At 70.6% G+C, this 24,617-nt stretch carries 24 protein-coding genes; 11 read left to right on the top strand and 13 right to left on the bottom strand.

The genetic code is table 11. From position 1 onward, the window contains the following. Positions 1-13: 13 nt before the first annotated feature. The 6 genes from ACWEGE_RS23895 to ACWEGE_RS23870 all read right to left on the bottom strand — a co-directional run bounded on the left by ACWEGE_RS23895 (position 14) and on the right by ACWEGE_RS23870 (position 5,780). Complete coding sequence (locus ACWEGE_RS23895) at positions 14-706, bottom strand: hypothetical protein (RefSeq protein ID WP_449662650.1); 693 nt, start codon at positions 704-706, stop codon at positions 14-16. 205 nt (positions 707-911) lie between these two features. After that, positions 912-1,907: an ABC transporter substrate-binding protein gene (locus ACWEGE_RS23890; RefSeq protein WP_449662649.1), complete on the bottom strand. Its 996-nt coding sequence runs from the start codon at positions 1,905-1,907 to the stop codon at positions 912-914. Between the two features lie 42 nt (positions 1,908-1,949). Continuing rightward, positions 1,950-3,005, bottom strand: coding sequence for an ABC transporter permease (locus ACWEGE_RS23885; RefSeq protein WP_449662648.1), 1,056 nt, complete (start codon positions 3,003-3,005; stop codon positions 1,950-1,952). Further along, positions 3,002-3,766: an ATP-binding cassette domain-containing protein gene (locus ACWEGE_RS23880; protein ID WP_449662647.1), complete on the bottom strand. Its 765-nt coding sequence runs from the start codon at positions 3,764-3,766 to the stop codon at positions 3,002-3,004. The genes ACWEGE_RS23885 and ACWEGE_RS23880 overlap by 4 nt, the downstream gene beginning before the upstream one ends. Next, on the bottom strand, positions 3,763-4,800 hold the full coding sequence (locus ACWEGE_RS23875; RefSeq protein WP_449662646.1) for a class I mannose-6-phosphate isomerase: 1,038 nt from the start codon (positions 4,798-4,800) through the stop codon (positions 3,763-3,765). The genes ACWEGE_RS23880 and ACWEGE_RS23875 overlap by 4 nt, the downstream gene beginning before the upstream one ends. Beyond that, on the bottom strand, positions 4,797-5,780 hold the full coding sequence (locus tag ACWEGE_RS23870) for a LacI family DNA-binding transcriptional regulator (protein WP_449662726.1): 984 nt from the start codon (positions 5,778-5,780) through the stop codon (positions 4,797-4,799). The genes ACWEGE_RS23875 and ACWEGE_RS23870 overlap by 4 nt, the downstream gene beginning before the upstream one ends. Positions 5,781-6,093: 313 nt before the next feature. Between ACWEGE_RS23870 and ACWEGE_RS23865 the strand changes: the two genes are divergently transcribed. The 3 genes from ACWEGE_RS23865 to ACWEGE_RS23855 all read left to right on the top strand — a co-directional run bounded on the left by ACWEGE_RS23865 (position 6,094) and on the right by ACWEGE_RS23855 (position 12,280). Continuing rightward, on the top strand, positions 6,094-9,318 hold the full coding sequence (locus tag ACWEGE_RS23865; RefSeq protein WP_449662725.1) for a GH92 family glycosyl hydrolase: 3,225 nt from the start codon (positions 6,094-6,096) through the stop codon (positions 9,316-9,318). After that, a complete protein-coding gene (locus ACWEGE_RS23860) occupies positions 9,315-11,699 on the top strand; it encodes a GH92 family glycosyl hydrolase (protein ID WP_449662645.1) in 2,385 nt (794 codons plus the stop codon). Before ACWEGE_RS23865 ends, ACWEGE_RS23860 begins: the two co-directional genes overlap by 4 nt. A gap of 215 nt (positions 11,700-11,914) precedes the next feature. Then, complete coding sequence (locus ACWEGE_RS23855; RefSeq protein ID WP_449662644.1) at positions 11,915-12,280, top strand: DUF3817 domain-containing protein; 366 nt, start codon at positions 11,915-11,917, stop codon at positions 12,278-12,280. Positions 12,281-12,342: 62 nt separating this feature from the next. On the opposite strand, the gene ACWEGE_RS23850 is transcribed toward ACWEGE_RS23855, so the two are convergent. Next, positions 12,343-12,843: a MarR family winged helix-turn-helix transcriptional regulator gene (locus ACWEGE_RS23850; RefSeq protein ID WP_449662643.1), complete on the bottom strand. Its 501-nt coding sequence runs from the start codon at positions 12,841-12,843 to the stop codon at positions 12,343-12,345. Positions 12,844-12,921: 78 nt separating this feature from the next. Between ACWEGE_RS23850 and ACWEGE_RS23845 the strand changes: the two genes are divergently transcribed. Continuing rightward, positions 12,922-13,227, top strand: coding sequence for a thiamine-binding protein (locus tag ACWEGE_RS23845; protein ID WP_449662642.1), 306 nt, complete (start codon positions 12,922-12,924; stop codon positions 13,225-13,227). Positions 13,228-13,241: 14 nt separating this feature from the next. Here ACWEGE_RS23845 and ACWEGE_RS23840 read toward each other — a convergent pair whose 3' ends face one another. Next, positions 13,242-13,649 (bottom strand): hypothetical protein, encoded by a 408-nt coding sequence (locus tag ACWEGE_RS23840; protein ID WP_449662641.1) that lies wholly within the window; start codon positions 13,647-13,649, stop codon positions 13,242-13,244. 268 nt (positions 13,650-13,917) lie between these two features. Here ACWEGE_RS23840 and ACWEGE_RS23835 point away from each other — a divergent pair, with 268 nt between their 5' ends. Further along, positions 13,918-14,892 carry a tetratricopeptide repeat protein gene (locus ACWEGE_RS23835; protein ID WP_449662640.1) on the top strand — a complete coding sequence of 325 codons (975 nt, stop codon included), beginning with the start codon at positions 13,918-13,920 and terminating at the stop codon, positions 14,890-14,892. Between the two features lie 45 nt (positions 14,893-14,937). On the opposite strand, the gene ACWEGE_RS23830 is transcribed toward ACWEGE_RS23835, so the two are convergent. Next, positions 14,938-16,371 (bottom strand): neutral zinc metallopeptidase, encoded by a 1,434-nt coding sequence (locus ACWEGE_RS23830; RefSeq protein WP_449662724.1) that lies wholly within the window; start codon positions 16,369-16,371, stop codon positions 14,938-14,940. Between the two features lie 133 nt (positions 16,372-16,504). Here ACWEGE_RS23830 and glgP point away from each other — a divergent pair, with 133 nt between their 5' ends. Continuing rightward, a complete protein-coding gene (glgP, locus tag ACWEGE_RS23825) occupies positions 16,505-19,033 on the top strand; it encodes an alpha-glucan family phosphorylase (protein WP_449662639.1) in 2,529 nt (842 codons plus the stop codon). Between the two features lie 2 nt (positions 19,034-19,035). Here glgP and ACWEGE_RS23820 read toward each other — a convergent pair whose 3' ends face one another. Further along, positions 19,036-19,266, bottom strand: a complete 231-nt coding sequence (locus tag ACWEGE_RS23820; protein WP_449662638.1) for a hypothetical protein — start codon at positions 19,264-19,266, stop codon at positions 19,036-19,038. Between the two features lie 320 nt (positions 19,267-19,586). Here ACWEGE_RS23820 and ACWEGE_RS23815 point away from each other — a divergent pair, with 320 nt between their 5' ends. The 4 genes from ACWEGE_RS23815 to ACWEGE_RS23800 all read left to right on the top strand — a co-directional run bounded on the left by ACWEGE_RS23815 (position 19,587) and on the right by ACWEGE_RS23800 (position 22,488). Next, positions 19,587-20,417 (top strand): hypothetical protein, encoded by an 831-nt coding sequence (locus ACWEGE_RS23815; RefSeq protein WP_449662637.1) that lies wholly within the window; start codon positions 19,587-19,589, stop codon positions 20,415-20,417. 38 nt (positions 20,418-20,455) lie between these two features. Continuing rightward, complete coding sequence (locus ACWEGE_RS23810; protein ID WP_449662636.1) at positions 20,456-20,779, top strand: hypothetical protein; 324 nt, start codon at positions 20,456-20,458, stop codon at positions 20,777-20,779. A gap of 13 nt (positions 20,780-20,792) precedes the next feature. Then, positions 20,793-21,434, top strand: coding sequence for a hypothetical protein (locus ACWEGE_RS23805; protein ID WP_449662635.1), 642 nt, complete (start codon positions 20,793-20,795; stop codon positions 21,432-21,434). 64 nt (positions 21,435-21,498) lie between these two features. Further along, complete coding sequence (locus ACWEGE_RS23800; protein ID WP_449662634.1) at positions 21,499-22,488, top strand: LLM class F420-dependent oxidoreductase; 990 nt, start codon at positions 21,499-21,501, stop codon at positions 22,486-22,488. Between the two features lie 36 nt (positions 22,489-22,524). On the opposite strand, the gene ACWEGE_RS23795 is transcribed toward ACWEGE_RS23800, so the two are convergent. From ACWEGE_RS23795 to ACWEGE_RS23785, 3 genes are all read right to left on the bottom strand, one after another. Further along, a complete protein-coding gene (locus ACWEGE_RS23795) occupies positions 22,525-22,920 on the bottom strand; it encodes a rhodanese-like domain-containing protein (protein ID WP_449662633.1) in 396 nt (131 codons plus the stop codon). After that, positions 22,917-23,462 carry a cysteine dioxygenase gene (locus tag ACWEGE_RS23790; RefSeq protein WP_449662632.1) on the bottom strand — a complete coding sequence of 182 codons (546 nt, stop codon included), beginning with the start codon at positions 23,460-23,462 and terminating at the stop codon, positions 22,917-22,919. Before ACWEGE_RS23790 ends, ACWEGE_RS23795 begins: the two co-directional genes overlap by 4 nt. A gap of 80 nt (positions 23,463-23,542) precedes the next feature. Continuing rightward, the gene (locus tag ACWEGE_RS23785) at positions 23,543-23,716 is read right to left on the bottom strand and encodes a hypothetical protein (protein ID WP_449662631.1); all 174 of its coding nucleotides are present in this window, start codon (positions 23,714-23,716) and stop codon (positions 23,543-23,545) included. A gap of 63 nt (positions 23,717-23,779) precedes the next feature. Between ACWEGE_RS23785 and ACWEGE_RS23780 the strand changes: the two genes are divergently transcribed. Further along, entirely contained in the window at positions 23,780-24,601 is an 822-nt protein-coding gene (locus ACWEGE_RS23780; protein ID WP_449662630.1) for an ABC transporter ATP-binding protein, read from the top strand. Positions 24,602-24,617: the final 16 nt, after the last annotated feature.

Raw genomic sequence — 24,617 nt, 5'->3', positions numbered from 1 at the left:
GTAGATCCTACGGCTACGCGGGCCCGTCGCGGTCGCTCAGCACCTGGGCGTGGCGGCGGAAGCGGCGCCAGGTCCGGTACTGGTCGAGCGCCGTCACGTTGCCCAGCAGGCTCGAGTTCGCCGGGTACGGCCGGTCCGGCAGCGAGATCCACCCGGTCGTGCGCGTTTCCTTGACCGCCACCGGGACCGGCCGGAACGTCGTCGGGTCGAGGCCGTCGCTGTGCCGGACGACCTCGTCGAAGAACCACGCCGACGTGATCAGCGCCAGCACCCCGCGCGAGGACTTGAGCGCGTCCTTCAGCGGCGGCGCCTCCAGCAGCCGGAACGTCTGGTTGATCGCCGGTGCGGTGACGCCGTGGTCGTCGTAGGCTATCTCGCCGGCGTGCAGCGCCATCCGGAGCCGGATCCGGGCCCCGGGGTCGTGCGTGCGGTTGTGCCGGTGCAGCGCGACGGCGAGCGCGGCGGGCAGGAACTCCACGAAGTTCCCCTTCGGGACCTCCGGCGGCACCAGGACGAAGACGCCGTCGCCGCAGTCGTCGGGGCGGCAGTCCCGCCACGGCACGCCGGCGTCGTCGAACGCCCGGTCCAGCGCGCGGTAGAGCCCCGCACGCAGCGCCAGGCGGTCGGGCGTGGTCCGGCGCTGGTCGCCGTAGCCCTCGACGTCCACGGCGAAGATCGTCCGGTGCAAGGCCGGCTCGTAGTTCATCGCACCCCTCCCTGCGATCATGCATCGGATAGTGCAAATGCATGTGCAGATGAGTGTGACGCGAGCCACCCGTCCGGGAAACGCGTGGTGCGGTGAGCGGTTCCCCCACCGCGGTGACCGGTAGTGGCCGATCACCGGCGGTGAACACCGCTGGTCAAAGCCCTGCGAGTGGCCACAGACCACCCGCAGGGCCCTGACGGACGGCTCAGCAGCTCTGCTTGTAGAAGTACTGCGAGTTGGCGTCCATGTCGTCCTTCGTGATCGAGTGCAGCTCCGCGGTGAGGTTCCGCGTCGCCGGCTTGCCCTCGATCGCCGCCACGGCCTGCTGGACGCCCTGGGTGCCGATCGCGGCCGGGTCCTGGGCGATCAGGGCCTGGTACTGGCCGTTCTTGAGGCCTTCGACCTCGGACGGGCTCGCGTCGAACCCGATCAGGTTGACCGCGCCGACCTTGCCGGCGTTGCGCAGGCCGGTCGCCGCGCCTTCCCCGGTGTTCAGGTTGGTCGCGAAGACGCCGATGAGGTCCGGCGTCGAGGACAGGGCCGCCGTCACCTTGGACGCCGCCTGGTCGGGCTCGTTCTGGGTGAACTGGACGCCGATCGACTTCAGGTTAGGGGTGTTCTTCAGCTCGTCCTCGAAGCCCTTGGCGCGCGCGGCGGTCGTGGACGTGCCCGCGATCGTGTCGAGCACCAGCACCGAACCGCTCTTGCCGCCCGCGAGCTTCGCCATCGTCTGCGCGGCGAGCTTGCCGCCCGCGGTGTTGTCGGAGGAAACGGACGACACGGCGACGCCGGTGTCCTTCAGCGAGGTGTCGACCTCGACGATCTTCGCGCCGCGGTTCTTGACCTGCTGGATCGGCGCGAGCATCGCCGTGTCGTCGGTCGGGGCGATGAGCAGCGCGGCCGGCGGGTTCGAGCCCAGCGCGTTGACGAGCTGGGTCTGCATCGCGGCGTCGAACTTCTGCGGCGCCTGCGTGGTCAGCTCGTAGCCGAGCTTCTTCGCCTCGGCCTCCGCACCGCACTGCAGCGAGATGTAGAACGGCTCGGCCTGCACGCCCGGGATGAGCGCGAGCTTCTTGCTGCCCGCCGGCTTGGCGGAGTCGCCGGAGCCGGTCTGCCCGACCGTGCCGGAGCCGCAGGCGGACAGCAGCGCCGCCGCGGAGACCACGGCACCCATGGCGGTGAGAGTCTTGGTCAGCTTCATAAGCACCTCGTTGTACTTGGGGGAACCGTACCTGTGGGGAACTCAGCGGGAGTTGCGACGGCGGCGGCGTCGCTGGTCGAACCAGACGGCGGCGATGAGCACGGCGCCGACGGCGATCATCTGCCAGAAGTCCTGGACGTGGGTGATGTTGAAGCCCTTCTTGAGCACGGCCGGGATGAACACGCCGATCACCGTGCCCAGCACCGAGCCGACGCCGCCGAACAGGCTCGTCCCGCCCATCACGACCGCGGCGATGGCGTTGAGGTTGTCGGTGGTGTGCGCCGAGATCGTGGTCGACGCGTAGTACGCCAGCGAGAGGAACCCGGCGATCCCGGCCAGGAAACCCGTCAGCGTGTACACCTTCAGCAGGTGCCGGGTGACGCCGATGCCGGCGCGCCGCGCGCCCTCGGCGTTGGAGCCGACCGCGAAGGTGTACCGGCCGAACTTCGTGGTGTGCAGCAGCCACGCCCCGATCAAGGTGATCACCACGGCGACGATGACCAGGTTGGGCACGACGCCGAACGACGTCCCGTAGCCGAGGGTCTGGTTGAGCACGACCGGGATGCTCCGCACGTCGGAGCCGTTGTTGAGCAGGTAGGCCGCGCCGAGCGCCGCGCCCATGGTGCCGAGGGTGACGATCAGCGGCGGGATCCCCGCCACCGCGATGAGGAACCCGTTGACCAGGCCCCAGGCCGTGCCGGCGACGACCGCGGCGACCAGGCCGGCGGTGATCACGCCCCAGCCCGCGTTCGAGGCGTTGCCGCCGGACATCGCCTCCATCACCTTGCCGGCGACCATGCCGGCGAAGATCAGCACCGAGCCGACCGAAAGGTCGATGCCGGAGGTGATGATCACGAACGTCATCCCGACCGACAGCACCAGCAGCACGGCCGTCTCGATGAGCAGCGTCTGGAAGGTGAACAGGGTCGGGAACTCGCCGGGCGCGATCGCGCTGAACACGACGATCAGCGCCACCAGGACCAGCGCGATCCAGAACGTGTTGGCCCCGACCAGCCGCTTGCCCAGCGGCCGCTTGCCGAAGCCCGCGTCGGGCGCTTCCTGGATGTCCTTCTTCGCCGGGGGAGTGGACACGCTCACGCCGCCTCCTCCTGCACGAGGGCGCCGGTCATCGCGGCGACGAGGTCTTCGAGCTTCGTGTCCGCCCCGGTGAACCGGGCGACCCGCTTGCCCAGCCGCAGCACTTCGACGCGGTCGGCGACCGACAGCACCTCGGGCATGTTGTGGCTGATCAGCACGACGGCGATGCCCTTGTCGCGCACCTTCTTGATGACGTCCAGCACGCGCTCGCGCTGGACGACGCCCAAAGCCGCGGTGGGCTCGTCCATGAACACGACCTTCGACGCCCAGACGACCGAGCGCGCCACGGCGACGCTCTGCCGCTGGCCGCCGGACAGCGAGCCGATCGGGACGTCGGTGCTCTGCAGCGTCACGCCGAGGCGCTGGAACTCCTCGACGGCCTGCCGCCGCATCTCGGCCTTGTCGAGCATCCCGAGCTTGCCGAGGATGCCCTTGCGGTGGATCTCCCGGCCGAGGAACAGGTTCGCGGCCGGGTCGAGCTCGGGGGCGACGGCGAGGTCCTGGTAGACGGTCTCGATGCCCAGCCGCCGGGCGGTGGTGGGGGAGTCGAAGCGCACTTCCGACCCGTCGAGGAGGATCTTCCCCGACGTCGGCTGCTCCGCCCCGGAAAGGCACTTGACCAGCGTCGACTTGCCGGCGCCGTTGTCGCCGATCAGGGCCGTCACCTCGCCCGCGCGGGCCTGGAACGACGCGCCGCGCAAGGCTTCCACGGAGCCGTAGTGCTTGGTGAGGTCGATCGCGTCCAGCAGGATTTCGCTCATCCGTGCCTCTCTTCCGGCGCCGGCGGGCGGCAGCGGATCGCCGTCGCCGTGCCGGACAGCTCGGTCTGGCCGGCGTCGAACGGGACGACGTAGGTGTCGCCCTTCGCCAGCGCGTGCTCGCCGCCGTGCTCGGTCCGCAGGGTGCCTTCGCCGTCGAGGACGACCAGCACCGCGAAGGACGGGTCGAGTGACAACGTTGTCAGCTGGTCGGTGCGCAGCTGTTCGGCTCGGAAGAACCGCTCCGATCCGCCGGCCAGCAGGTCCACGGTGGACGACGGGTCGCCCGCGGTGTGCTTGATGATCGTGGCCAGCCGTTCGTCGTCCCAGCCCGAGGTGTCGAGCGCCTCGATCGCGGTGTCGAAGCCGAGGCCGAGGTGGCCCTTCTCCGGCGAGGCGAGGAAGTCGCGCCACTCGATGGTGAGCGAGAAGTCGGTCGGCTGCTGCAGTTCGACGACGAACACGCCTTCGCCGATCGCGTGCGGCAGCCCGGCCGGGATGTAGACGGTGTCGCCCGCGGCCACCGGGATGCTGTTCAGCGCGCCCAGCATCGAGGGGACGTCCTGCTCGCGCGTCCACTCGGACACGGTCGCCTTCGACAGCGTCTCCTTGAAGCCCGGGTAGACGCGCGGGTCGTCGCCGTAGGTGCCGACCACGATCCAGGCCTCGGTCTTGCCGAAGTGGGAGTCGAAGTGCCGCTTGGCGAAGGTGTCGTCGGGGTGGAAGTGCACGGGCAGCCGCTGGCCCGCGTCGAGCAGCTTCACCAGCAGGCCGGTCGACGTCCCGAGCGCCTCGACGTGCTTCGCGCCGAGCCAGCCGTTCGCGTTCGCCTCGACGGCGTCGCGCAGCCAGGCGCCGTCCGGGAGGCGGGTGAGGCCGTTGGTCTCCTGGCCGAACATCGTGGTCGCCGAGGCGACCCAGTCCTCCGGGCCGAACTTCTTGTCGGACGATGCCCCGCGCAGCGCCGCGATGGCGTCGCCGCCGCGGTAGAACTGCGGCGGCTGGTTGGCGGCGAGCCGGATCGGTTCGAAGGTCACGGGGCGACCTCACCGGAACCACGGGCGACGAGATGCACGGGCAGGACTACCTTTCTCGGCGGGGACTGATCTCCTTGGACGCGGGCGAAGAGCAGCTCGGCCGCGGCGTGGCCCAGCGCGCTGACGTCGTGCGCGACCACGGTGACCGGCGGGTTCAGCAGGTCCGCCAGCTCGAAGTCGTCGAACCCGACCATGGCCGGGCGGCGCTCGGCGTGCGCGAGGGCGCGGAGGAGGTGCACCGCGATCCGGTTGTTGCCCGCGATCACCGCCGTGGCCGCGTCCGGGCCGTCGAGCAGCCGCTTGACGGCGTTGCCGACCGCGTCCGGGGTCGGTGTCCCCATCGAAACCAGCGACTCCTCGTAGGAGATCCCGTTGCGCACGCAGCCCTCGCGGAACCCGCGCAGGCGCTCGGCCGCGGTGAAGATGTCCGGGCTGTCGCCGAGGAACGCGATCCGCCGGTGCCCGTGCCGGGCCAGGTGCGTGACGGCTTCGATGGTGCCGCCCAGGTTGTCGACCAGCACGGTGTCGGCCACGATGTCGCCTGCCGGGCGGTCGATGAACACCACCGGCGTGCCCGCGCGCATCTCCGGCACCAGGTAACCGTGCTGCAGGCCGGCCGGGACGACGAGGATGCCGTCCACCCGCCGCGCGCAGAACTCGAGGACGAGCTCGCGCTCGCGGTCGGAGTTCTCCTCCGACGAGCCGGTGAGCACCTGGCGCCCGAACGACGTCGCGATGCGTTCGACCGCGCGGTTCAGCTCGGAGTAGAAGGGGTTGCCGACGTCCTCGACGATCAGCCCGATGGTGCCGGTCGTCGACCCGCGGCGCAGGTTCCGCGCGCCCAGGTTGCGCCGGAAACCCAGCTGCTCGATGGCCGCCATGACCCGCTCGGCGGTGTCCGGGTGCACCGCCGGTTCGTCGTTGACCACGCGTGAGACGGTCTTGATGCTCACGCCCGCCAGCCGGGCCACGTCGCTCATCGTGGCCCGCCTGCTCGCCGTGCGCGTGTTGCCGCCGGAGTCCCGGCCCAGAGGAGACAACGTTGTCATAGTGACCGGGATTGAACGCCACGCCCCCGGTGCTTGTCAACGCCCCGGGTGTGGATTGTGCCGATTCGGCTACCGATGGCGTAGGACAGACGGCTGATCACGCTGTCCGGAAGTGGACAGGTCTTGACGTGTCCCTTGACTGTCCGGTGAGTGGCTACCCAAGGTGGCCGGGTTCGACCGACTGCGCGACAAGGTTGTCATGACAGTTTCTGGGTCGCGCTGACGAGGTGGAGAGGCGATGGCCATGGCGCGAGCGCGCTTCAGAGCCGGTTTAGCTTTCCTGACATTGGCGGTGACCGCAGCGGTGGCTCCCGCTGTCCCCGCTGCCGCGGCTACCGGCACGGACTACGCGAAGTGGGTCAACCCCTTCGTGGGCACCCGGCCCGGCGGGGCCGACCACGGTACCGGGGGCGGTGCGGGCAACACGTTCCCCGGCGCGGTGGCGCCGTTCGGCATGGTCCAGTGGAGCCCGGACACGGTGAAATCCCAGCCCGGCGGCTACTTCTACGACGACAACGCCCTCACCGGGTTCAGCCTGACGCACCTGTCCGGCGCCGGCTGTTCGACCTACGGGGACATCCCGTTCATCCCTTATGTCGGTGAAGTGACGACGTCCCCGGCGACCGACCCCGGGCACTACACGTCGAAGTTCTCGCACACCAACGAACACGCGACCGCCGGCGCCTACGACGTCACCCTCGACAGCGGCGCGAAGGTCGAGCTGAGCGCGACCCAGCGCACCGGCTCCGCGCGGCTGACCTACCCGGCGGGCGCGTCCTCGACGCTGCTGGTCAACACGTCCGGCTCGGTCAACGGCACCGACGACGCGTCCATCACCATCGGCAAGGACACCATCAGCGGCTGGGCGACCAGCGGCCGCTTCTGCGGCGCGCGCAACAGCTACCGCGTCTACTTCTCGGCCAAGTTCGACACGCCGTTCGCGTCGATCGGCACCTGGAAGAACGGCGCCGTGACGCCGAACAAGGCCGCCGAGACCGGTGGGGCCAGGGCGAAGGTCGCGCAGCCCAACGGCGTCGACGCCTCGATCGCGCGCCCGGCCAAGGCGGCGCCGCAGAACACCACCGTGTCCGGCCCGGGCAGCGGCGGGTACGTCACCTTCGCCAACCTCAACGGCGCACAGGTGAACGTCCAGGTCGGACTGTCCTTTGTGTCCGCCGACGGCGCGAAGGCCAACCTCAAGGCCGAGAACACCGGCAAGTCGTTCGACACGGTCGCGTCGAACGCGCGCAAGGCGTGGAACGACCAGCTCGGCAAGATCGCCGTCACCGGCGGCTCGGACGCCGACCTGACGACGTTCTACACCTCGCTGTACCACTCGCTGATCCAGCCGAACGTCTTCTCCGACGTCAACGGCCAGTACGTCGGCTTCGACGGCCGGGTCCACACGGCCGACAAGGGCCACGCGATGTACACCAACTTCTCGGGCTGGGACATCTACCGCTCGGAAGCCCCGCTCCTGGCGACGATCGCGCCGAAGGAGACCTCGGACATCGTCCGGTCGATGATGGCCTACGCCGAGCAGGGCGGCTCGTGGGACCGCTGGACGGTGGCCAACGACTACACCGGCGTCATGAACGGCGACCCGTACCACATCATCGTCTCCAGTGCGTACGCCTTCGGCGCGCGTGACTTCGACGCCCAGAAGGCGTTGCTGCTCATGATCAAGGGCGCCACCCAGCCGACCCAGGGCTACACCGAGCGGCCGGGTCTCGACGACTACCAGAAGCTCGGTTACGTGCCGGGCGCCGGCGCGGACACCCTGGAATACACCAGCGCCGACTTCTCCATCGCCCAGTTCGCGAAGCGGCTCGGCGACAGCGCGACGTACACGACGTTCATGAAGCGCGCGCAGAACTGGCAGAACCTCTACAACCCGGGGACCGGGCACCTGCAGCCGCGCAACGCGGACGGCTCGTTCTCCGGCACCTACGACCCCGCCAGCTCGCAGGGCTGGGTCGAGGGCAACGGCGCGCAGTACGAGTGGATGGTGCCCTACGACCTCGGCGGCGTCGTGACGGCGTTCGGCGGCAACACCGCGACCCAGTCCCGGCTGGACACCTTCTTCACCCAGCTGAACGCGGGCACGCAGGAGCCGTACGCCTTCATGGGCAACGAGCCGAACTCCAACGCGCCGTACGTCTACTCGTACGCGGGTGCGCCCGCCAAGACCCAGGCGATCGTGCACCGCTCGATGGACGAGCTGTACAACCCGCGTCCCGAAGGCCTGATCGGCAACGACGACCTCGGCCAGATGTCGGCCTGGTACGTCTGGTCGGCGCTCGGCATCTACCCGGAGATCCCGGGCCGCGCCGAGACGCTGCTGGTCACCCCGCGCTTCGAGCACGCCGTGCTCACCACCGGCGCGGGCAAGAAGATCACCATCAACGCGCCCGGCACCGGTGACTACGTGGGCAGCCTCAAGGTCAACGGCGGTGCGGCCGCCAAGGCGTGGCTGCCGGAAGCCCTGCTCTCCAGCGGCGGCACGCTCGACTACACCCGCTCCGCCACGGCGACCTCGTGGGGCAGCGCGGCGACCGACGCGCCGCCGTCGTTCCGGGAGCAGGAGAAGCCGAGCCTGTCCTTCGTGGACCCGGCGCGCTCGGTGACGCCCGCGGGGTCGACGTCGAAGGCGTCCGTGGGTGTCCAGGACCTTTCGGGGGTCGCCCGGACCTGGACCTACAGCGCGGGCAGCGTCGACGGGATCACGCTGACCCCGGCGACCGGCAGCATCGCGGTGCCCGCCGCGGGCAAGGCGAGCGCCGAGCTCACGGTCAGCGTCCCGGCCGGGCTGGCCGACGGCGCCCGCCGCATCCCGGTGACGTTCTCCGCACCCGGCGTGGCCTCTTCGCAGGCCGTGCTGACCGTGCTGGTCGCGCAGCCGAACAGCTGGCTGGCCACGGTGAACAACGCCGGCATCTCCCCGGACGCGAACTCGGGCGCGGCGAACTTCGACGGCGGCGGCTGGAGCTACTCGGCCGACGCCCTCGCCGCGGCCGGTGCCACCCCGGGCGCCACGGTCACCAGTGACGGGCTCAAGTTCACCTGGCCGTCGTTCCCGGCCGGGGACCCGGACAACGTGGTCGCCGGCGGCCAGACCGTCAACGTGAGCGGCTCCGGCCGGCTCGCGCTGCTCGGCTCGGCGTCGAACGGGAACGCGTCCGGCACGCTGACGGTGACCTACACCGACGGCACGACGTCCACCGCCACCATCGGGTTCTCCGACTGGACCCTCGGCGGCGGCAACGCGCAGCCCGCGTTCGGCAACCGGATCGTGCTGTCCACGCCGTACCGCAACGCTTCGGGCGGCTCCCCGCAGCAGATCCGCACGATGGTGTTCGGCACCAACCCGATCACCCTGGCCGCGGGCAAGACGGTGGCCAGCGTGACGCTGCCGGCCAACGTCAGCGGCGGTGACCTGCACGTCTTCGCCATCGGGATCGGCGCATGACGGGCAAGTTCCTGGCGGGCGTGCTGACGCTCGCCGCGGCGGCGACGGTGGCGAGTCCCACCGTCGCCGCCGCGGCCGGCGGGGATGCCCTGGCCGCCGTCAACACGTTCATCGGCACGCAGGACGAGGGCAACACGTTCCCGGGTGCCTCGGCCCCCTTCGGGATGACGCAGGTCAGCCCGATCACCTCGCACTACGCCGGCTACCGCTACACCGACACCGCGATCCGCGGGTTCGGGCACTTCTTCCTGTCCGGCGCGGGCTGCTGGGAGCAGGGCGGCCTGGTCTCGACGTTGCCGACGACCGGGGAAGTGGGCCCCGGCAAGGCGTTCGACACGACTCGCCCGGACACCTTCGACCAGAAGCAGTACGCCTCGCCGTTCACCCACGACGGCGAAGTGGGCAAGCCGGGCTACTACAAGGTCCGCCTGACCGGCTACGGCGGCGTCGACGTCGAGACCACCGCGGCGACGCGGGCGGGTGCCGAGCGCTACACCTTCGCCAAGCCCGGTGACGCGAACGTCTTCGTCAACGTCGGCCAGGCCAACGACAAGGAACCGGTGACGGGCAGCAGCATCCGCGTCGTCGACGACCGGACCGTCGAAGGAACCGTGGAGTCGCAGGCGTTCTGCGGCGGCAAGGCCTACACGACGTACTTCACGACGAAGTTCGACAAGCCGTTCAAGGCGTTCGGCACGTGGTCGCCGAGCGGCGGCACGCCCGGCTCCCGCGCCTCCGAAGGCGGCGCGGGCCTGCGGGGCGCGTGGCTGACCTTCGCGGGCGGCGGCCAGGTCACCGCCACCACGGCGATCTCCCAGGTCGACGCGGCCGGCGCCCGGGGGAACCTGGCCTCGGAGCGCATCCGGTCGTTCGACGCGGCCAAGGACGCCGTCCAGCGCACCTGGCGGCGCGAGTTGTCCTCTGTGGACATCAAGGGCGGTACACCGGACGACCGCACGGTCTTCTACACCTCCCTCTACCACGCGCTGCTGCAGCCGTTGACGGCCAACGACGCCGACGGCCGCTACTACGGCTTCGACAAGAAGATCCACCGCGCGGCGGGCTGGACGTACTACGACTTCTTCTCGCTGTGGGACACCTACCGCACGCAGAACCAGCTCCTGGCGCTGCTGCGGCCGGACCGCGCTCGCGACATCGCCAAGAGCATCCTCGCCATCCACGACCAGGGCGGCTGGCTGCCGCGGTGGGCGTACGCGAGCCAGGAGACGAACACGATGACCGGCGACCCGGTCACGCCGTTCCTGGTCGACCTGTGGCGCTTCGGCGCGCTGTCGGGCGAGGAGATGCACGCCTACCAGGCGCTCCTGCAGAACTCGCGGGAGATCCCGCCCGCCGCGTCGCCGTTCCAGGGGCGCTCGGGCAACGCGAGCTACCAGCAGGACGGGTTCGTCCAGTACGACCCGGGCTTCCCGAAGAAAGGCCAGGACACCGATCCGAACCACGGCGCGTCGGCCACCTTGGAGTACGCGCTCGGTGACTGTTCGCTGTCGCTGATGGCGGCCGCGCTCGGCAAGAAGGACGACGCCGCGGCGCTGGCCGCCAAGGGCCGGACGTACCGGACACTGTGGGACACCACCCAGGCCGACCGCGGCTTCACCGGGTTCTTCCGGCCGAAGGTCCTCGGCGGCGCGTGGTTCTCGCCGCCGGACAAGCCGTACAGCCCGCAGAGCCAGGACGGCTTCCACGAAGGCACGGCCTGGCAGTACCAGTGGCTCGTGCAGCAGGACGTGCCCGGGCTGGTGTGGCGGATGGGCGGCCCGGCGGCCACCGGGAAGCGCCTCGACGACTTCTTCGCCTACGACGAACTGGTGAAGAACCCGGCGACGGCGGTCCGCGAGAACTGGGTCGTCGGCCCGTACGACTACTACGACCAGTTCCGCTACAACCCCAACAACGAGCCGGACCTGCACTCGCCGTGGATGTACGCGCTCACCGGGCAGCCGTCGAAGACGTCGACGGTCGTGCGGGCGGCGCACACGCTGTTCACCAACGCGCCCAACGGCGTCACCGGGAACGACGACCTCGGCACCATGTCGGCCTGGTACGTCTTCAGCGCGCTCGGGCTCTACCCGGCCGTCCCAGGGACTGGGAACTTCGTGCTCAACGCTCCGCGTTTCGCGAAATCCGTTCTGCACCTGGAGAACGGCCGCGACATCACGATCCGGGCGCCCGGCGCGGACGGCGCGAAGCTGCAGTACGTCTCGGGTCTCGAGGTCGGCTCGAAGCCGAGCGACCGGGTGTACGTCGGGTTCGAGCAGCTGGCACACGGCGCCACGCTGGAGTTCGGCCTCACCGCCGACGCGACGGCGAAGTGGGGGACGTCACCTTCCTCCGCCCCGGCTTCGCCCTGCGCGGGGTAACCGCTCGACGCTCACGGCCGTGGTTCAGACCACAGTGGACCACGGCCGTGAGCACCGTCACGGCCCCCGGTGTTCCCGTGAGGGCCGTCACGCCTCACACTGGTACCAGCACGTCCGACAGCGCCGTTGACGTACAAGGCAAGTCCGCCTTGGACGGTGTGTCGGACTTTTTTGTGTCTGCGTATCAACGTGGTGAGACCCCACAGGAGGAAGAAGTGTCCAGCAAGGCCGCTCTCGTGTTCCGCGTGGCCGCAGTGGCCGAAGCCCTCTCCTGGGCCGGGCTGCTGGTCGGGATGTTCCTCAAGTACGTCGTCCACTCCTCCGGCGAGGGCGGCGTTCCCGTCCTCGGCATGGTGCACGGCGTGATCTTCGTCCTCTACGTGGTCGTCTCCCTGTCCGTGGCGAAGCCGCTCGGCTGGCGCCCGAAGACGCTGGTCCTCGCGCTGCTCGCGAGCATCCCGCCGCTGTTCACCTGGCTGTTCGAGAAGTGGGCGCTGCGCAACGGCAGGCTCGACGGCCCGCAGCGGCTGTCCCACGGCGGTGTCGGCCTGTTCCAGGCGAAGGAACCCGTCGCCGCCTGATCCCGGCAGGTGAGAAAGGCCCGCACTCTCCGAGAGTGCGGGCTTTTCTGCGCATCGAGCGCTTACTCGCTGAAGTCGCCGGCGGCGCGGCGGACCTTGGTCAGCAGGTCCGTCAGCTGCTCGGTCTGCCGCTCGGTCAGGCCGCTCAGCCCGAAGTCGATGGCGGTGACGGCTTCGGTCGCGGCCTCGCGGCGGTTGCGGCCCTCGTCGGTGATCTCGATGAGCGTCGTGCGGCGGTCGGTCGGGTGCGGGACCCGCTTCACGAGCCCGTCGCGCTCCAGGCGGTCCACTATGTTGGTGACACTGGTGGGGTGCAGCTGGAGCCGCTCGCCCATCACCCGCATCGGCAGGCTGGCGCTGCGGGCGAAGGTGAGCAGCACCAGTGCTTCGTACCGGGCGAAGGTCAAGCCGTGCGGCTTGAGCGCGCCGTCCACCGCGGACTGGATGATCTGCTGGACCCGCATCACCCCGGTCACCGCGGCCATGGTCCCGGAGGGCCCGATCCGGTCCTCCCAGATCCGGGCGGCACGGGCGATCGGGTCGAACGGCAGCGGACGGTTCATGACACGCGAAGTTACCAGCGGGTACCGGCGGGTGTCGCACGACCGGCGGAAAGAACACCGAAGAAGGGACTTCCGAGCATGATCGTCGCGTTCAGCGTGAGCCCGTCCGGCGGGGACCCCGACGGCGGGGTGAGCGAAGCCGTGGCCCGCGCGGTGAAGGTGGTCCGCGAATCCGGCCTGCCCAACTCGACCAACGCGATGTTCACCAACATCGAAGGCGACTCCTGGGACCAGGTCATGGACGTCGTGAAGCGCGCGGTCGAGGCCGCGGGGGAGGGCTCGTCCCGGGTCAGCCTGGTCCTGAAAGCGGACATCCGGCCAGGTTTCTCCGGCCAGCTCGACGCGAAGGTGGAGCGCATCGAAGCCCACCTTCGCGAGGCGTGATCAGGGCAGCGTGATCAGGGCAGCGGCGGGGTGAAGGCGACCGTCCAGCGGCCGTCTTCGCTCGTCACCGTCAGCGGGTAGCTGAACGGCTTGCCGTCGCCGAGCGCGCCGGAGACGGTGGCACGGGTCGGGGCCGCCGCGTCCGGGCCGAGGTCCACGTGCACGTCGTGGGCGCCGCGGTCGGCCAGCACCGAGACGTAGTCCTTGGCGAAGTCGTCGGCGCCCGAGCCGGGGTAGTCGAGGAGGTCGGCGAAGGCGTCCGCGTCGTGGCCGGAGAGGGCGGCGGCGAGCTTGTCCCGCAGCTCGCCCGGCGAGGCGGCACCGGGATCGGGCTGGTGCACGATGAGCAGCGTCACCGCACCGACCCAGACGACAGCGGCCGCGATCGACAGGCCCACCTTCACGTCACGCCGGATGTGCACCGGCCGAGCCTGCCCCAGCGGTGCCGTCCCTGCCAAGCGGACGGGCCGGGAGCGTGCCGAAACCCACGGTGCGGGCAGCCCCGATTTCCAGCGTACCGGTGGTCGCCGACAGTTTCCGGGCTGCGCGCGCGGCCCCCGGAATCGTCGGTGCCGGTCGGTACGCTGGAGACCGGGGGCCGGAGGCCGGCGCCGAGCGCGGAACGTGTCAGACCGTGGACAGGCCGGGCACCCGGTGAAACTCCTCCGGCGCGCGTGCCAGGATGGAACCGTGACACAACCACGCGGATCTGCAGCGAAGTCAGCGGCCCTGTCGGCCGCCCTTTCCGGCGCGGTCGACCTGTCCGCGCTCAAGGCCCGTGCCGAAGCGGCGCAGCGGCAGCCGGCCCCGCCCGCCGGCCCGGCCGGCGGTGGCGACGGGCCGCCGCGGCCCGGCTCGGGCGCGGCCGTGATCGATGTCACGGAGGCCACCTTCCAGGCCGAGGTCGTGGAGCGGTCCCTGCACCAGCTCGTGGTCGTCGACCTGTGGGCCGAGTGGTGCGGCCCGTGCAAGCAGCTGTCCCCGGTCCTGGAGCGGATGGCCGCCGAGTCCGGCGGCGCGTGGGTCGTCGCGAAGGTCGACGTCGACGCGAACCCGCGGATCGCGCAGCTGTTCGGCGCGCAGTCCATCCCGACGATCGTCGCCATCGCCGGCGGCCAGCCGGTCGACGCCTTCTCCGGTGCGCTGCCCGAGCCCGAGATCCGCAAGTGGATCACCGCGCTCCTGGACGCCCTGCGCGACAAGCTGCCGGGCATCCGCGAGGCGGAGGCGGCAGGCGGCCCGGTCGAGGAGCCGGAAGACCCGCGCTTCACCGAGGCGGAAGAGGCCTTCGAGCGGGGTGACTTCGCGGCCGCGCAGGCCGCGTACGAGCGCATCCTCGACGTCGAACCGGCGAACGAGCTGGCGAAGAACGCCCTGGCCCAGGTCAAGTTCACCGCCCGCGCCGAAAGCGCCGACCCGCAGGCCCGCGCCAAGGCGGACGCCGACCCGTCGGACCTGGCGGCCCAGCTCGACGCGGCCGACCTGGAGATCGCGGCGAACGAGGTCGAGGCGGGCTTCAAACGCCTGATCGACGCCGTCCGCCGCACCGCGGGCGAGGACCGCAACAAGGTCCGCGAGCACCTGGTGGCCCTGTTCGACCTGTTCGACCCGGCCGACGACCGCGTGATGAAGGCCCGCCGCGACCTCGCGAGCGCCCTCTTCTAGACACGAAAAAGGGGCCCCCACCACGGCGGGGGCCCCTTTCGTACGTCAGGCGTAGGACTTCGAGCAGACCGACGAGCCCTCGAGGTAGCCCTTCCGCAGCGCCTCGACCCGGTCGAAACCGCTGTCCGGGCGCTTCCCGTTGACGTCCGCCGACACGAGGCTCTCCGGCTGCAGCAGGTCCGCGATGGCCTCGTCGAGGTCACCCGCCGACAGCCGCAGGTCGCCCGGGCGGTTGGTGAACGCCGCCCAGGCGCCCACCAGGCAGGCCGTGCGCAGGCCCGCGTTCGCGTTGTCGATCGACGCGCCGACGCCCTTCTGGATGCCCAGCGCGTACCGCGCCGCGACCTCCGAGAACGCCGCGAAGTCACCCATGCCGCCCGGGTCCTGGCCCTTCATCTCGGCGTCGCGGTCGATCGGCTGGGCGAGCTGGGCCAGCTTGGCCAGGTCGATGCTGACGGTGTTGTCCGCCGGGCAGTAGGACGCCGGCGGGGTGGTCTGGCAGCTGCCGCCGTCGGTGATCTCGGGCGCGGCCACGCCGGCGCCCTTGAAGGCCTCGTCGAGGCTCTTCTTCAGCAGGGCGACGGTCTGCGCGTTGAACTTCGCGTCGCCCTTGCCCTGGTCGCCCTTGTCGAACGGGCGCTCGGTGAGCCGGGCCTTGATGTTTTCGGCCGTCATCCCCGCGCACTCCTTGGGGCCCTTCTCGAACCCGGCCTGGAAGGCGAAGGTGCGGTCGAACGCCGTGCCGTGCGCGCCCTTGTCGGCGGCGCTGGTGCCCGCCTGGTCGCGGATCAGGAACATCGACGCCATCACCTGGTTCAGGCCTTCGGACGTCGAAACGCGGTAGTACTTGCTCTTGTCCTCGGCGACCCAGCGGAAGTAGCCGCCGGCGAAGCAGTCGGCCTGCTGTTCCTTGACCACGGTGGGGGTGTTCTTGGCGATCCCGGCCTTGTCCCCGAGCCGGTACTGCACGGCGTGGCCGAACTCGTGCGCGAGCACCACGACCACCGACATCGGGCCGAACCGCTGGCGCAGCATCGGCAGCAGCACGCCGCGGTCCCACGCCACCGAGTCGTCGACCGGGCAGTAGAACGCGTTCACGAGCTTCTTCACGCTGCCGCAGCCGGTCTTCTCGGTGTCGGTCTGCGCGTCGTAGGACAGCAGGGACTTGACCGGCTCGAACTGCTCGCCGAAGTTGGCCGGCAGCATCTCGCCCCAGTAGGTCTGGACGTCCTCGATCGCGGCGGTGGCCAGCTTGTCGTCTTCGCCGCCGTCGGCGTTGCGGACGTTCAGGCTCGGCTTCGGCGCGTCCGGCTTGAGGCCGCTCTCGAAGTGCGTCACCGGCAGCCCGGAGACCGAGCCGGCGCCGGTGTCCTTGGCCGGGTCCCCGCTCGCGCCGCCCTTGTCGTTGCACCCGCTAACGGCGACCGCCGCGACGGCCAGCAGCGCCACCAGCGCCCGCCGTCCTCCCCCTGGGATCATTCTGTTCACTCACTCTCGTGCCACCCGGTACCCCGACGGGCAGGACCATACCCAGGGCATACGCGGAGCGTGCACGTAATACCCGAACTCCTCCCTGCGCAGCGGAGCCCGCGGCCCGATATCGTCGCTTCCCATGCGTGCAGTCCGCCGGTTCACCGTCCGCGCCAGCCTCCCGGATTCGCTGTCCGGCCTGGGCGCGCTGGCCACCAACCTGCGCTGGACCTGGCACCCGCCGACGCGCGACCTGTTCGCGTCGATGGACGCCGAGCTCTTCAACGCCGTGCGCGACCCGCTCCGGATGCTCACCGCGCTGCCGCCGGCTCGGCTCGACGAGCTCGCCGTCGACGACGGTTTCCTCTCGCGGGCGCGCGAGGCGGCCGAAGACCTGGAAAAGTACCTGTCCGAGCCGCGCTGGTACCAGCAGCGCGACGACCCCGACCTGCCGTCCGCGGTCGCCTACTTCTCGATGGAGTTCGGCGTCACCGAAGCGCTGCCGAACTACTCCGGCGGCCTCGGCGTGCTGGCCGGCGACCACCTCAAGGCCGCGTCCGACCTGGGCGTGCCGATGGTCGGCGTCGGGCTGCTCTACCGCAACGGCTACTTCCGGCAGTCGCTGTCACTCGACGGCTGGCAGGTCGAGCACTACCCGGTGATCGACCCGAACGCCTTCCCGCTGGAGCTGCTGACCGCGGGCGGGCGGCCGGTGCTGATCGGCGTCGCGATGCCGGGCGGGCGCGAGCTGTGCGCGCAGATCTGGCAGGCCCGTGTCGGGCGGGTGCCGCTGCTGCTGCTCGACACCGACCTCGAAGCCAACGACGAAGACCTGCGCGGCGTCACCGACCGGCTCTACGGCGGCGACGCCGACCACCGGCTGCGGCAGGAGATCCTGGCCGGCATCGGCGGGTTCCGCGCGGTCCGGAAGTACTGCGAGCTCACCGGCCACCCGCAGCCGATGGTGTTTCACACGAACGAGGGACACGCGGGGTTCCTCGGCCTCGAACGCGCCCGCGAGATCGTGCAGGCCGACGGCCTCGCGTTCGACGAGGCCATGCCCGCGGTCCGCGCCGGCACGCTGTTCACCACGCACACGCCGGTCAGCGCGGGCATCGACCGGTTCCCGGTGGACCTGGTGCAGCGCTACTTCGCCGACGGCAGGCTGGTCCCGGACATCGACCCGCGCCGCGTGCTCGCGCTGGGGGCCGAGGACAACCCCGGCCTGTTCAACATGGCGCACATGGGCCTGCGGCTGGCGCAGCGCGCGAACGGCGTCTCTCAGCTGCACGGGCGCGTCACGCGCAAGATGTTTTCCCGGCTGTGGCCGGGGTTCGACCACGACGAGGTGCCGATCTCGTCGGTGACCAACGGCGTCCACGGCCCGACGTGGGTGGCGCGCGAGCTGAGCACGCTGCTCGGCCGCGAATGGGGTCTCGACGTCGGCGAGGGGCCGTTGCGCGACGGCGTGTCCGACGCCCAGCTGTGGGGGCTGCGGCGCGAGCTGCGCGAAAAGCTGGTGCACGAGGTGCGGCGCCGGGTGCGGGCGGCGTGGCTGCAGCGCGGCGCGTCGCCGCTGGAGCTGGGCTGGGTCGACTCGGTGTTCGACCCGGACGTGCTGACCGTCGGGTTCGCCCGCCGCGTCCCGACGTACAAGCGGCTGACGCTGATGCTGCGCGACCCCGAGCGGCTGCGCGCCCTGCTGCTGCACGAAGACCGGCCGATCCAGGTCGTCGTCGCCGGCAAGTCGCACCCGGCCGACGAGAACGGCAAGCAGCTGATCCAGCAGATCGTCCGGTTCGTCGACGGCGCGGACGTGCGGCACCGGATCGTCTTCCTGCCCGACTACGGCATGTCGATGGCGCGGTACCTCTACCGCGGCTGCGACGTCTGGCTGAACAACCCGGTGCGGCCGCTGGAGGCGTGCGGGACGTCGGGGATGAAGTCGGCGCTGAACGGCGGGCTCAACCTGTCGATCCGCGACGGCTGGTGGGACGAGTGCTACGACGGCAGCAACGGCTGGGCGATCCCGACCGCGGACGGCGTCACCGACCCGCTGCGCCGCGACGACCTCGAGGCCGCGGCGCTGTACGAGCTGCTCGGCCAGCAGATCGCGCCGCTGTTCTACGACCGCTCGGCCGACGGCGTGCCCACGGGCTGGCTGTCGATGGTGTGGCACACGCTGGAGACGCTCGGCCCGCGCGTCCAGGCGTCCCGGATGGTCCGCGAGTACGTCGACAACGGCTACCTCCCGGCCTCCCGCACGGTCGCGGCGGCCACCGGCGACGGCTACCGCGGCGCGCTGTCGCTGGCGGACTACCGCACGAAGCTCGAGGTGTCGTGGCCGCGGCTGCGGATCTTCGACTCGGAGCTGCTGGTGGAGGCGACCGAGCCGCTGGTGGTGGGCACCGAGGTGACGATCCGCGCCCGCATCGACCTGGCCGGGCTTGATCCGTCCGAAGTGGACATTCAGGCGGTGGTCGGCCGCGTGGCCGACGACGACGAGCTCCGCGACCCGGTGACGGTCCCGATGACCGCCGACGGCATCGGCGCGTTCGCGGCCCGGGTGAAGCTGCCAAGGCCGGGCGCGATCGGGTACACGGTCCGGGTCCTGCCGAGGCACGGACTGCTGGCGACGCCGGCGGAGCTGGCGCGGGTCGTCCTGGCCTGAGCTCACCACCCGTGACCCGCCGGCGGCACGGTGATGACGGGCGGCATGATGTGCGCCCCGGATGGCCCGCCGTGGTAGAGCAGCAGGTGTTCGAGCGTGCGCACCCGCTCACGGTGGAACTCCAGCTCCCGGTGCACCTTGTCACGGTGGTGCCTGGTGCAGGCCAGCGCGACCAACGAGGCCGATAGGACGCCGGCCACGAAGGCCAGCGTGACGATCAGGGCGAGTTGCATCGATTCTCCCGGTCCGATGGCCACTGCCGTGTGGCCGCTGCTTCGACCGTATAAGCCGAGAAGCCTGATCAGGTCCTTTGTGGACAAATTTGTCACAAGTGATTTAGGAAGACGTACGTACGGCTTTATTTGGCCAAAAATTATTCTCTGCCAAGATCGTTTCAGGGTACTCGCGAGCTGATCAAAGGTGACAGATTTCTGACAAAACTGCAGCGTGCGAGGGTGTGCTGGAATTTTCCGCCGACTTGCCCAATCCGGATGCGGGGAGCTGCCCCGGCTCGTTTAGGATCCCGTTTCCATGTCTGGGCGGAAGGATGGCAATGGGCGGCGGGCGGCCGGGCGACGGCTTTCGCAAGGTCGTGTTCGACCTGCACAACCACGACGGGATCTGGCAGCCGGAGCTGCGGGCGCGGATAGCGCCGTTGCTGCGGCGCTCCTGGGGTGTCGCAGAAGACGCGACGCCGGAGCGGACTCGTGAAGTCGTCGTGGCGCGGATCCGTGCGGAGCTGGCCCGGATTCGCAGCGCCGAGATGGCGCGAGTCATTTGGGCGGCTTACGGCCTCGGACTGCCCGACTCGTTCGCCGAACGGGGAACGACCGCTCGGATCCGCTGGGTCGCCGGTGAGATCAAGTGCTCCGAGAGCAAATGTCAGCGTCTTCTGAAATCGTTTCATGTTCTTCTGGGGGACAGCCTGCGGCCGTCGATGCCGGAGGTGACGGAAGCGGAGCTCGGGCAGGCCCGGCAGTGGCTCGAAGCGAACGAGGTCCCACCGCTCACGGACGGCCCCGACCGGGTGGCCGAGCTCATCCGGGTGCTGGCGGCGCCGGAAGCCGACGTAGCCGACGAGTTCCTCCGGTGCAGGTGTTACGGCCCGGTCGTGGCTGACGGCAGCCTGCGGCCGGTCCGCCTGGGCTCGCTGGGCGACTGGCTGTGCGTGTTCACCCGAGCCGAGTTGCTCTACGACTACGGCGCCGCGATCGGTGTGCGGTGGCCGCGCACCACCCACTTGGCGGGCCGGGAGATCGTCCGGCTGGCACACGGTCGCGGTCGCCCCACCGGTGTGCTGGTCAACCCGGGCTTCCGCCCCGGGGACCGGGAAACGCTACCGCTCACCCCGGACGAGGTAGCCCGGCTCGTCGCCGCTGGTTGACACCGTCTTCCCACTCTCTCGGTCACGGAGGTTCTCTTGTGAATGGCTTTGCGGTCGACACCGCCCGGCTGGTCGCGGTCTCGCGACGTCTCGACAACCAGGTCAGCGACGACCGGACGCGGACTGTTCTGCGCTACTCGATCCAACCGGAGCTGGTCTGGGACGAGGACCTCGCCGTCGCGCTGACTCGGTTCCAAGAGGCTTCGAGGTCCGCGGTACGCGCAGTCATGGACGATGCCGAGACACTCGTAGAACGGTTGTCCACGGCGGCAGACGTGTACGAGCGCTTCGAGGAAGGGCCGCTCCGCGACCTGCTGAAGCACCTGGCCGGATCAGGCGGGGTCACCGCCGCCGATCAATGACGGGGATGTCGTGGTGACGGAATCTCCGGCCTGGTTGCCGGGCACCCTCAACCTGATCCGGGGCGAAGCCGATCGCGTTCGCTCGCTGACGCAGACGCTTGATGATCTGGCTTCCGACCTCCGGCGGGCCGACGTCGAAGGCTGGGAAGGTAATGCCGGCGACGCGTACAAGGCGGTACGCAACGCTGCGGCGGCGCGGTGTCGGGCGGCGGCGGTCGCCTGCGAGGTCGCCGCCCGGTCGCTCGGTTACTACTACACGGTACTGGGTGAGCTGGGCGCGCGCCGGCCTTATGCATGGTCGCCGGATGAGCTGGCGCGGCTGGAGCAGCAGCGTGCCGAAGCGGCGAGCCTCGCCGCGGCGAGAGTGCACGAGGCCGCCGAAGAACTGGAAAGCATCCGCGGAACGGTCTTCCGGGGTGGTCCCGCAAAGCCGGCACTCGAGCATCCCGGACGGCAGTCCGACCAGTGGACGACGAAGGCCGATCAGGAGCAGGCGAAGCCCGCCAAGGCGCCGGATGCGGACTACTCCGCGCTCGCTGCCGGCCGACGGCACTCGGAGCCACTCGCGTTCTACGCCAAGCTTGACGAGGTCAACGAAGCGGCTCGCCGCTACTTGGCCGAGCACGGTGACGACCTGCCGGAAGCCGAGGCCTGACCTGGAGCAGCTCCAGCCGGGAAATCACGCCGCGCGCAACCCTGAGCGAAGCTAAGTTGTACGCATGCGCTTCGGAATGTTCGTCCCGCAGGGCTGGCGGCTCGACCTGGCCGGCATCGACCCCGCGGACCACTGGAAGACCATGCTCGGCCTCGCGAAACACGCGGAGGCCGGCCCCTTCGAATCGATCTGGGTCTACGACCACTTCCACACCGTGCCGGTGCCGAGCGAGGAGGCCACGCACGAAGCCTGGTCGCTGATCTCGGCGTTCGCCGCCGCGACGGAGACCATCCGGCTCGGGCAGATGTGCACCTGCATGGGCTACCGCAACCCCGCCTACCTGGCGAAGGTCGCCGCGACCGCCGACATCATCTCCGGCGGCCGGGTCGAAATGGGCATCGGTGCGGGCTGGTACGAGCACGAGTGGCGGGCCTACGGCTACGGCTTCCCGTCCGCCGGCGAGCGGCTCGGCCAGCTCGACGAGGGTGTGCAGATCATGCGCGACCTCTGGACGACCGGGAAGTCCACTTTGGACGGGAAGCACTACCAGACCGACGGTGCGATCCTCCGCCCGCTCCCGCTGCAGGACGGCGGGATCCCGCTGTGGATCGCCGGCGGCGGCGAGAAGAAGACGCTCCGGATCGCGGCGAAGTACGCGAAGTACACGAACTTCTTCCCCGAGCCGGAGGCGTTCACCCACAAGTCGGAGATCCTCGCGGCGCACTGCAAGGACGTCGGCACCGACTTCGACGCGATCGTCCGTTCGGGCAACGTCAGCGTCGTCCTCGGCGAGACCGAGCAGGAGGTCCAGGAGAAGCAGGCCTGGCTGAAGGCGCACTACGAGAAGTACGTCCCGGCGGAGGCCGCCGAGCGGGCGGTCGCCACCTTCGCGAGCGGCCCGACGGCCGGCACGCCCGAGCAGGTCGCCGAGCACCTCGCCGCCCTGGGCAAGCGGGGCATGTCGTACACGATCGTGAACTTCCCGGATGCCGCGTACGACCGCTCGGGCATCGACCTGTTCACCAAGCACGTCGCCCCGGCACTCGCCGGCTGAAAACTCCTCGGCCCCCTTCGGTAGCGTGGAAACGCGCTAAGGCACCGCCGGGCTGCCGCCGTCCTGCACGGGCAGCCCGGCGGCCGCCCACGCCCGGAACCCGCCGTCCAGGTCGGTCGCGCGCGGCAGCCCCAGCCGCTGCAGGTCGGCCGCCGCCAGGCTCGACGAATAGCCCTCGTTGCACACCACGATCACCGTCGAATCCGGGCCGACCGCCGGCAGCCGCCACTCGCTGTCCGGCGCCAGCCGCCACTCCAGGTGGATCCGCTCGACGATCACCGCGCCCGGGATCTCCCCTTCGGCGGAGCGGTTCGCCAGCGGCCGGATGTCGACCAGCAGCGCCCCCGCCTCCTGCAGCTCACGGGCCCGGGCGGGCGTCACCCGGTCCAAGCCGGACCGCGCGGAAGCCAGCAGTGATTCGACGGCGCTCATGACCGGACGATAGCGGGCAGCGGCGGGATTTCCGCGGGAACTTCGGCCAGCGAGGTGTACTCGCGTGTCGCCACCAGCGGCGGCGAGTACGCGTGGACGCTGGCCGCCGGCTGGTCGCCGATGCCGGTCACCTGGTGGGCGCGGCCGGCGCCGAAGCCCAGGCCCTCGCCGGCGACGTGCGTCCGGCGCCGGATCGGGCCGCCGGGGTAGCGGTACTCCTCGCCGAGCTCGCCCTGCAGGACGGTGAACGAGCCGGACGCGCCGCCGTGGTCGTGCGGCTTCGTGTGCTGGCCGGGCAGCCACGACAGCAGCCACAGCTCGACGCCGTCGGTCAGCGCCAGCCGCGCCCACCAGCGGCGGTCCTCGTCGAAGCGCAGGATGCCGCGCAGGCCCGCGGTCAGCTCGGTGGTGACGGTGGCGGTCAGGTCGGCCAGCTCCCGCGGCGTCCAGAGCAGCCGCGACGGGTGCAGCAGCTCGGGCAGCAGCGGGTCGGTCAGCTGCGGGTGGATTTCGACGGGCGGGCGAACCAGGGAAGTGGTCAACGGGGTGCTCCTCGCAACGCGCAGGGAATCGGGGACGCGGGTTCAGCGCGGCACCACACGCGCCGGGAGGACGCGAGGGATCAGTGGAGCCGCGCCCGCGTACACCCGGCCGAAGCGACGAGCAGCAGGTCGATCGCACGACGGCGCCAGAACGAGCCCCGGGTCACCGGGGTCACGGGCGCGTCGGCGGACATGCCGGAATACTGCCACACGCGGGCCCGCCGGGCGGTGGCGTTCCAGGTCGTGGAACACATGACGACCTGCCGGTTCGCCGTCTCACCCGGGCGGGTGCGCACGCGCGCGCGACGGAAGACAGAATGGGCCTCGTGAGCGAGCCGATCCAGCCCAGCGAACTTGACGACCTCGTGGTCCGGATGGCCGGTGTCGGCGTCCGCCGGGGGACCAACGACCTTCTCGCCGGCCTCGACTGGACCGTCGAACTGGACGAGCGCTGGGTGGTGCTCGGCCCGAACGGCGCGGGCAAGACCACCCTGCTGCGCCTCGCCGCGGCCGAGCTGCACCCCACCACCGGCGAGGTCGACCTGCTCGGCGAGCGGATCGGCCGGGTCAACATCTTCGACCTGCGGCCCCGCATCGGCTTCACCTCGGCGGCGATCGCCCAGCGCGTGCCGGGCGACGAGCTGGTCAAGGACGTCGTGGTCAGCGCCGGCTACGCGGTGCTCGGCCGCTGGCGTGAGGAATACGACACCCTCGACACGGCCCGCGCGACCGAGCTGCTGGACGCGATGGGCATCGGGCACCTGGCCGAGCGCACCTTCGGCACCCTGTCCGAGGGCGAGCGCAAGCGGGCGCTGATCGCCCGGTCGCTGATGACCGACCCGGAGATGCTGCTGCTCGACGAGCCCGCCGCCGGGCTCGACCTGGGCGGCCGCGAGGACCTCGTCGCCCGCCTGTCCGACCTGGCGATGGACCCGGACGCGCCGGCGATCGTGCTGGTCACCCACCACGTCGAGGAGATCCCGCCCGGATTCACCCACGCGTTGCTCCTCCGGGACGGCCACGCGGTGGTCGCCGGGCTGGTCGACGACGTCATCACCAGCGAAAACCTGTCGAAGACGTTCGACCAGGACCTCGTGCTGGAGCGCTCCGGCGATCGCTTCTTCGCCCGTCGCCGCTAGGGTGGCCTTACCGGCC

This window comes from Amycolatopsis sp. NPDC004747, from assembly GCF_053601335.1.
The sequence above is the reverse complement of the archived record's forward strand: the minus strand, read 5'-3'. Positions and strand labels throughout refer to the sequence as shown.

Coding starts and splice junctions, on each gene's coding strand:
- ACWEGE_RS23850 (WP_449662643.1), bottom strand. CDS start 12,843: ATGAACCGTCCGCTGCCGTTCGACCCGATCGCCCGTGCCGCCCGGATC.
- ACWEGE_RS23895 (WP_449662650.1), bottom strand. CDS start 706: ATGAACTACGAGCCGGCCTTGCACCGGACGATCTTCGCCGTGGACGTC.
- ACWEGE_RS23785 (WP_449662631.1), bottom strand. CDS start 23,716: ATGTGTTCCACGACCTGGAACGCCACCGCCCGGCGGGCCCGCGTGTGG.
- ACWEGE_RS23820 (WP_449662638.1), bottom strand. CDS start 19,266: ATGCAACTCGCCCTGATCGTCACGCTGGCCTTCGTGGCCGGCGTCCTA.
- ACWEGE_RS23815 (WP_449662637.1), top strand. CDS start 19,587: ATGGGCGGCGGGCGGCCGGGCGACGGCTTTCGCAAGGTCGTGTTCGAC.
- ACWEGE_RS23800 (WP_449662634.1), top strand. CDS start 21,499: ATGCGCTTCGGAATGTTCGTCCCGCAGGGCTGGCGGCTCGACCTGGCC.
- ACWEGE_RS23890 (WP_449662649.1), bottom strand. CDS start 1,907: ATGAAGCTGACCAAGACTCTCACCGCCATGGGTGCCGTGGTCTCCGCG.
- glgP (WP_449662639.1), top strand. CDS start 16,505: ATGCGTGCAGTCCGCCGGTTCACCGTCCGCGCCAGCCTCCCGGATTCG.
- ACWEGE_RS23845 (WP_449662642.1), top strand. CDS start 12,922: ATGATCGTCGCGTTCAGCGTGAGCCCGTCCGGCGGGGACCCCGACGGC.
- ACWEGE_RS23865 (WP_449662725.1), top strand. CDS start 6,094: ATGGCGCGAGCGCGCTTCAGAGCCGGTTTAGCTTTCCTGACATTGGCG.
- ACWEGE_RS23780 (WP_449662630.1), top strand. CDS start 23,780: ATGGGCCTCGTGAGCGAGCCGATCCAGCCCAGCGAACTTGACGACCTC.
- ACWEGE_RS23795 (WP_449662633.1), bottom strand. CDS start 22,920: ATGAGCGCCGTCGAATCACTGCTGGCTTCCGCGCGGTCCGGCTTGGAC.
- ACWEGE_RS23870 (WP_449662726.1), bottom strand. CDS start 5,780: ATGAGCGACGTGGCCCGGCTGGCGGGCGTGAGCATCAAGACCGTCTCA.
- ACWEGE_RS23880 (WP_449662647.1), bottom strand. CDS start 3,766: ATGAGCGAAATCCTGCTGGACGCGATCGACCTCACCAAGCACTACGGC.
- ACWEGE_RS23830 (WP_449662724.1), bottom strand. CDS start 16,371: ATGATCCCAGGGGGAGGACGGCGGGCGCTGGTGGCGCTGCTGGCCGTC.
- ACWEGE_RS23860 (WP_449662645.1), top strand. CDS start 9,315: ATGACGGGCAAGTTCCTGGCGGGCGTGCTGACGCTCGCCGCGGCGGCG.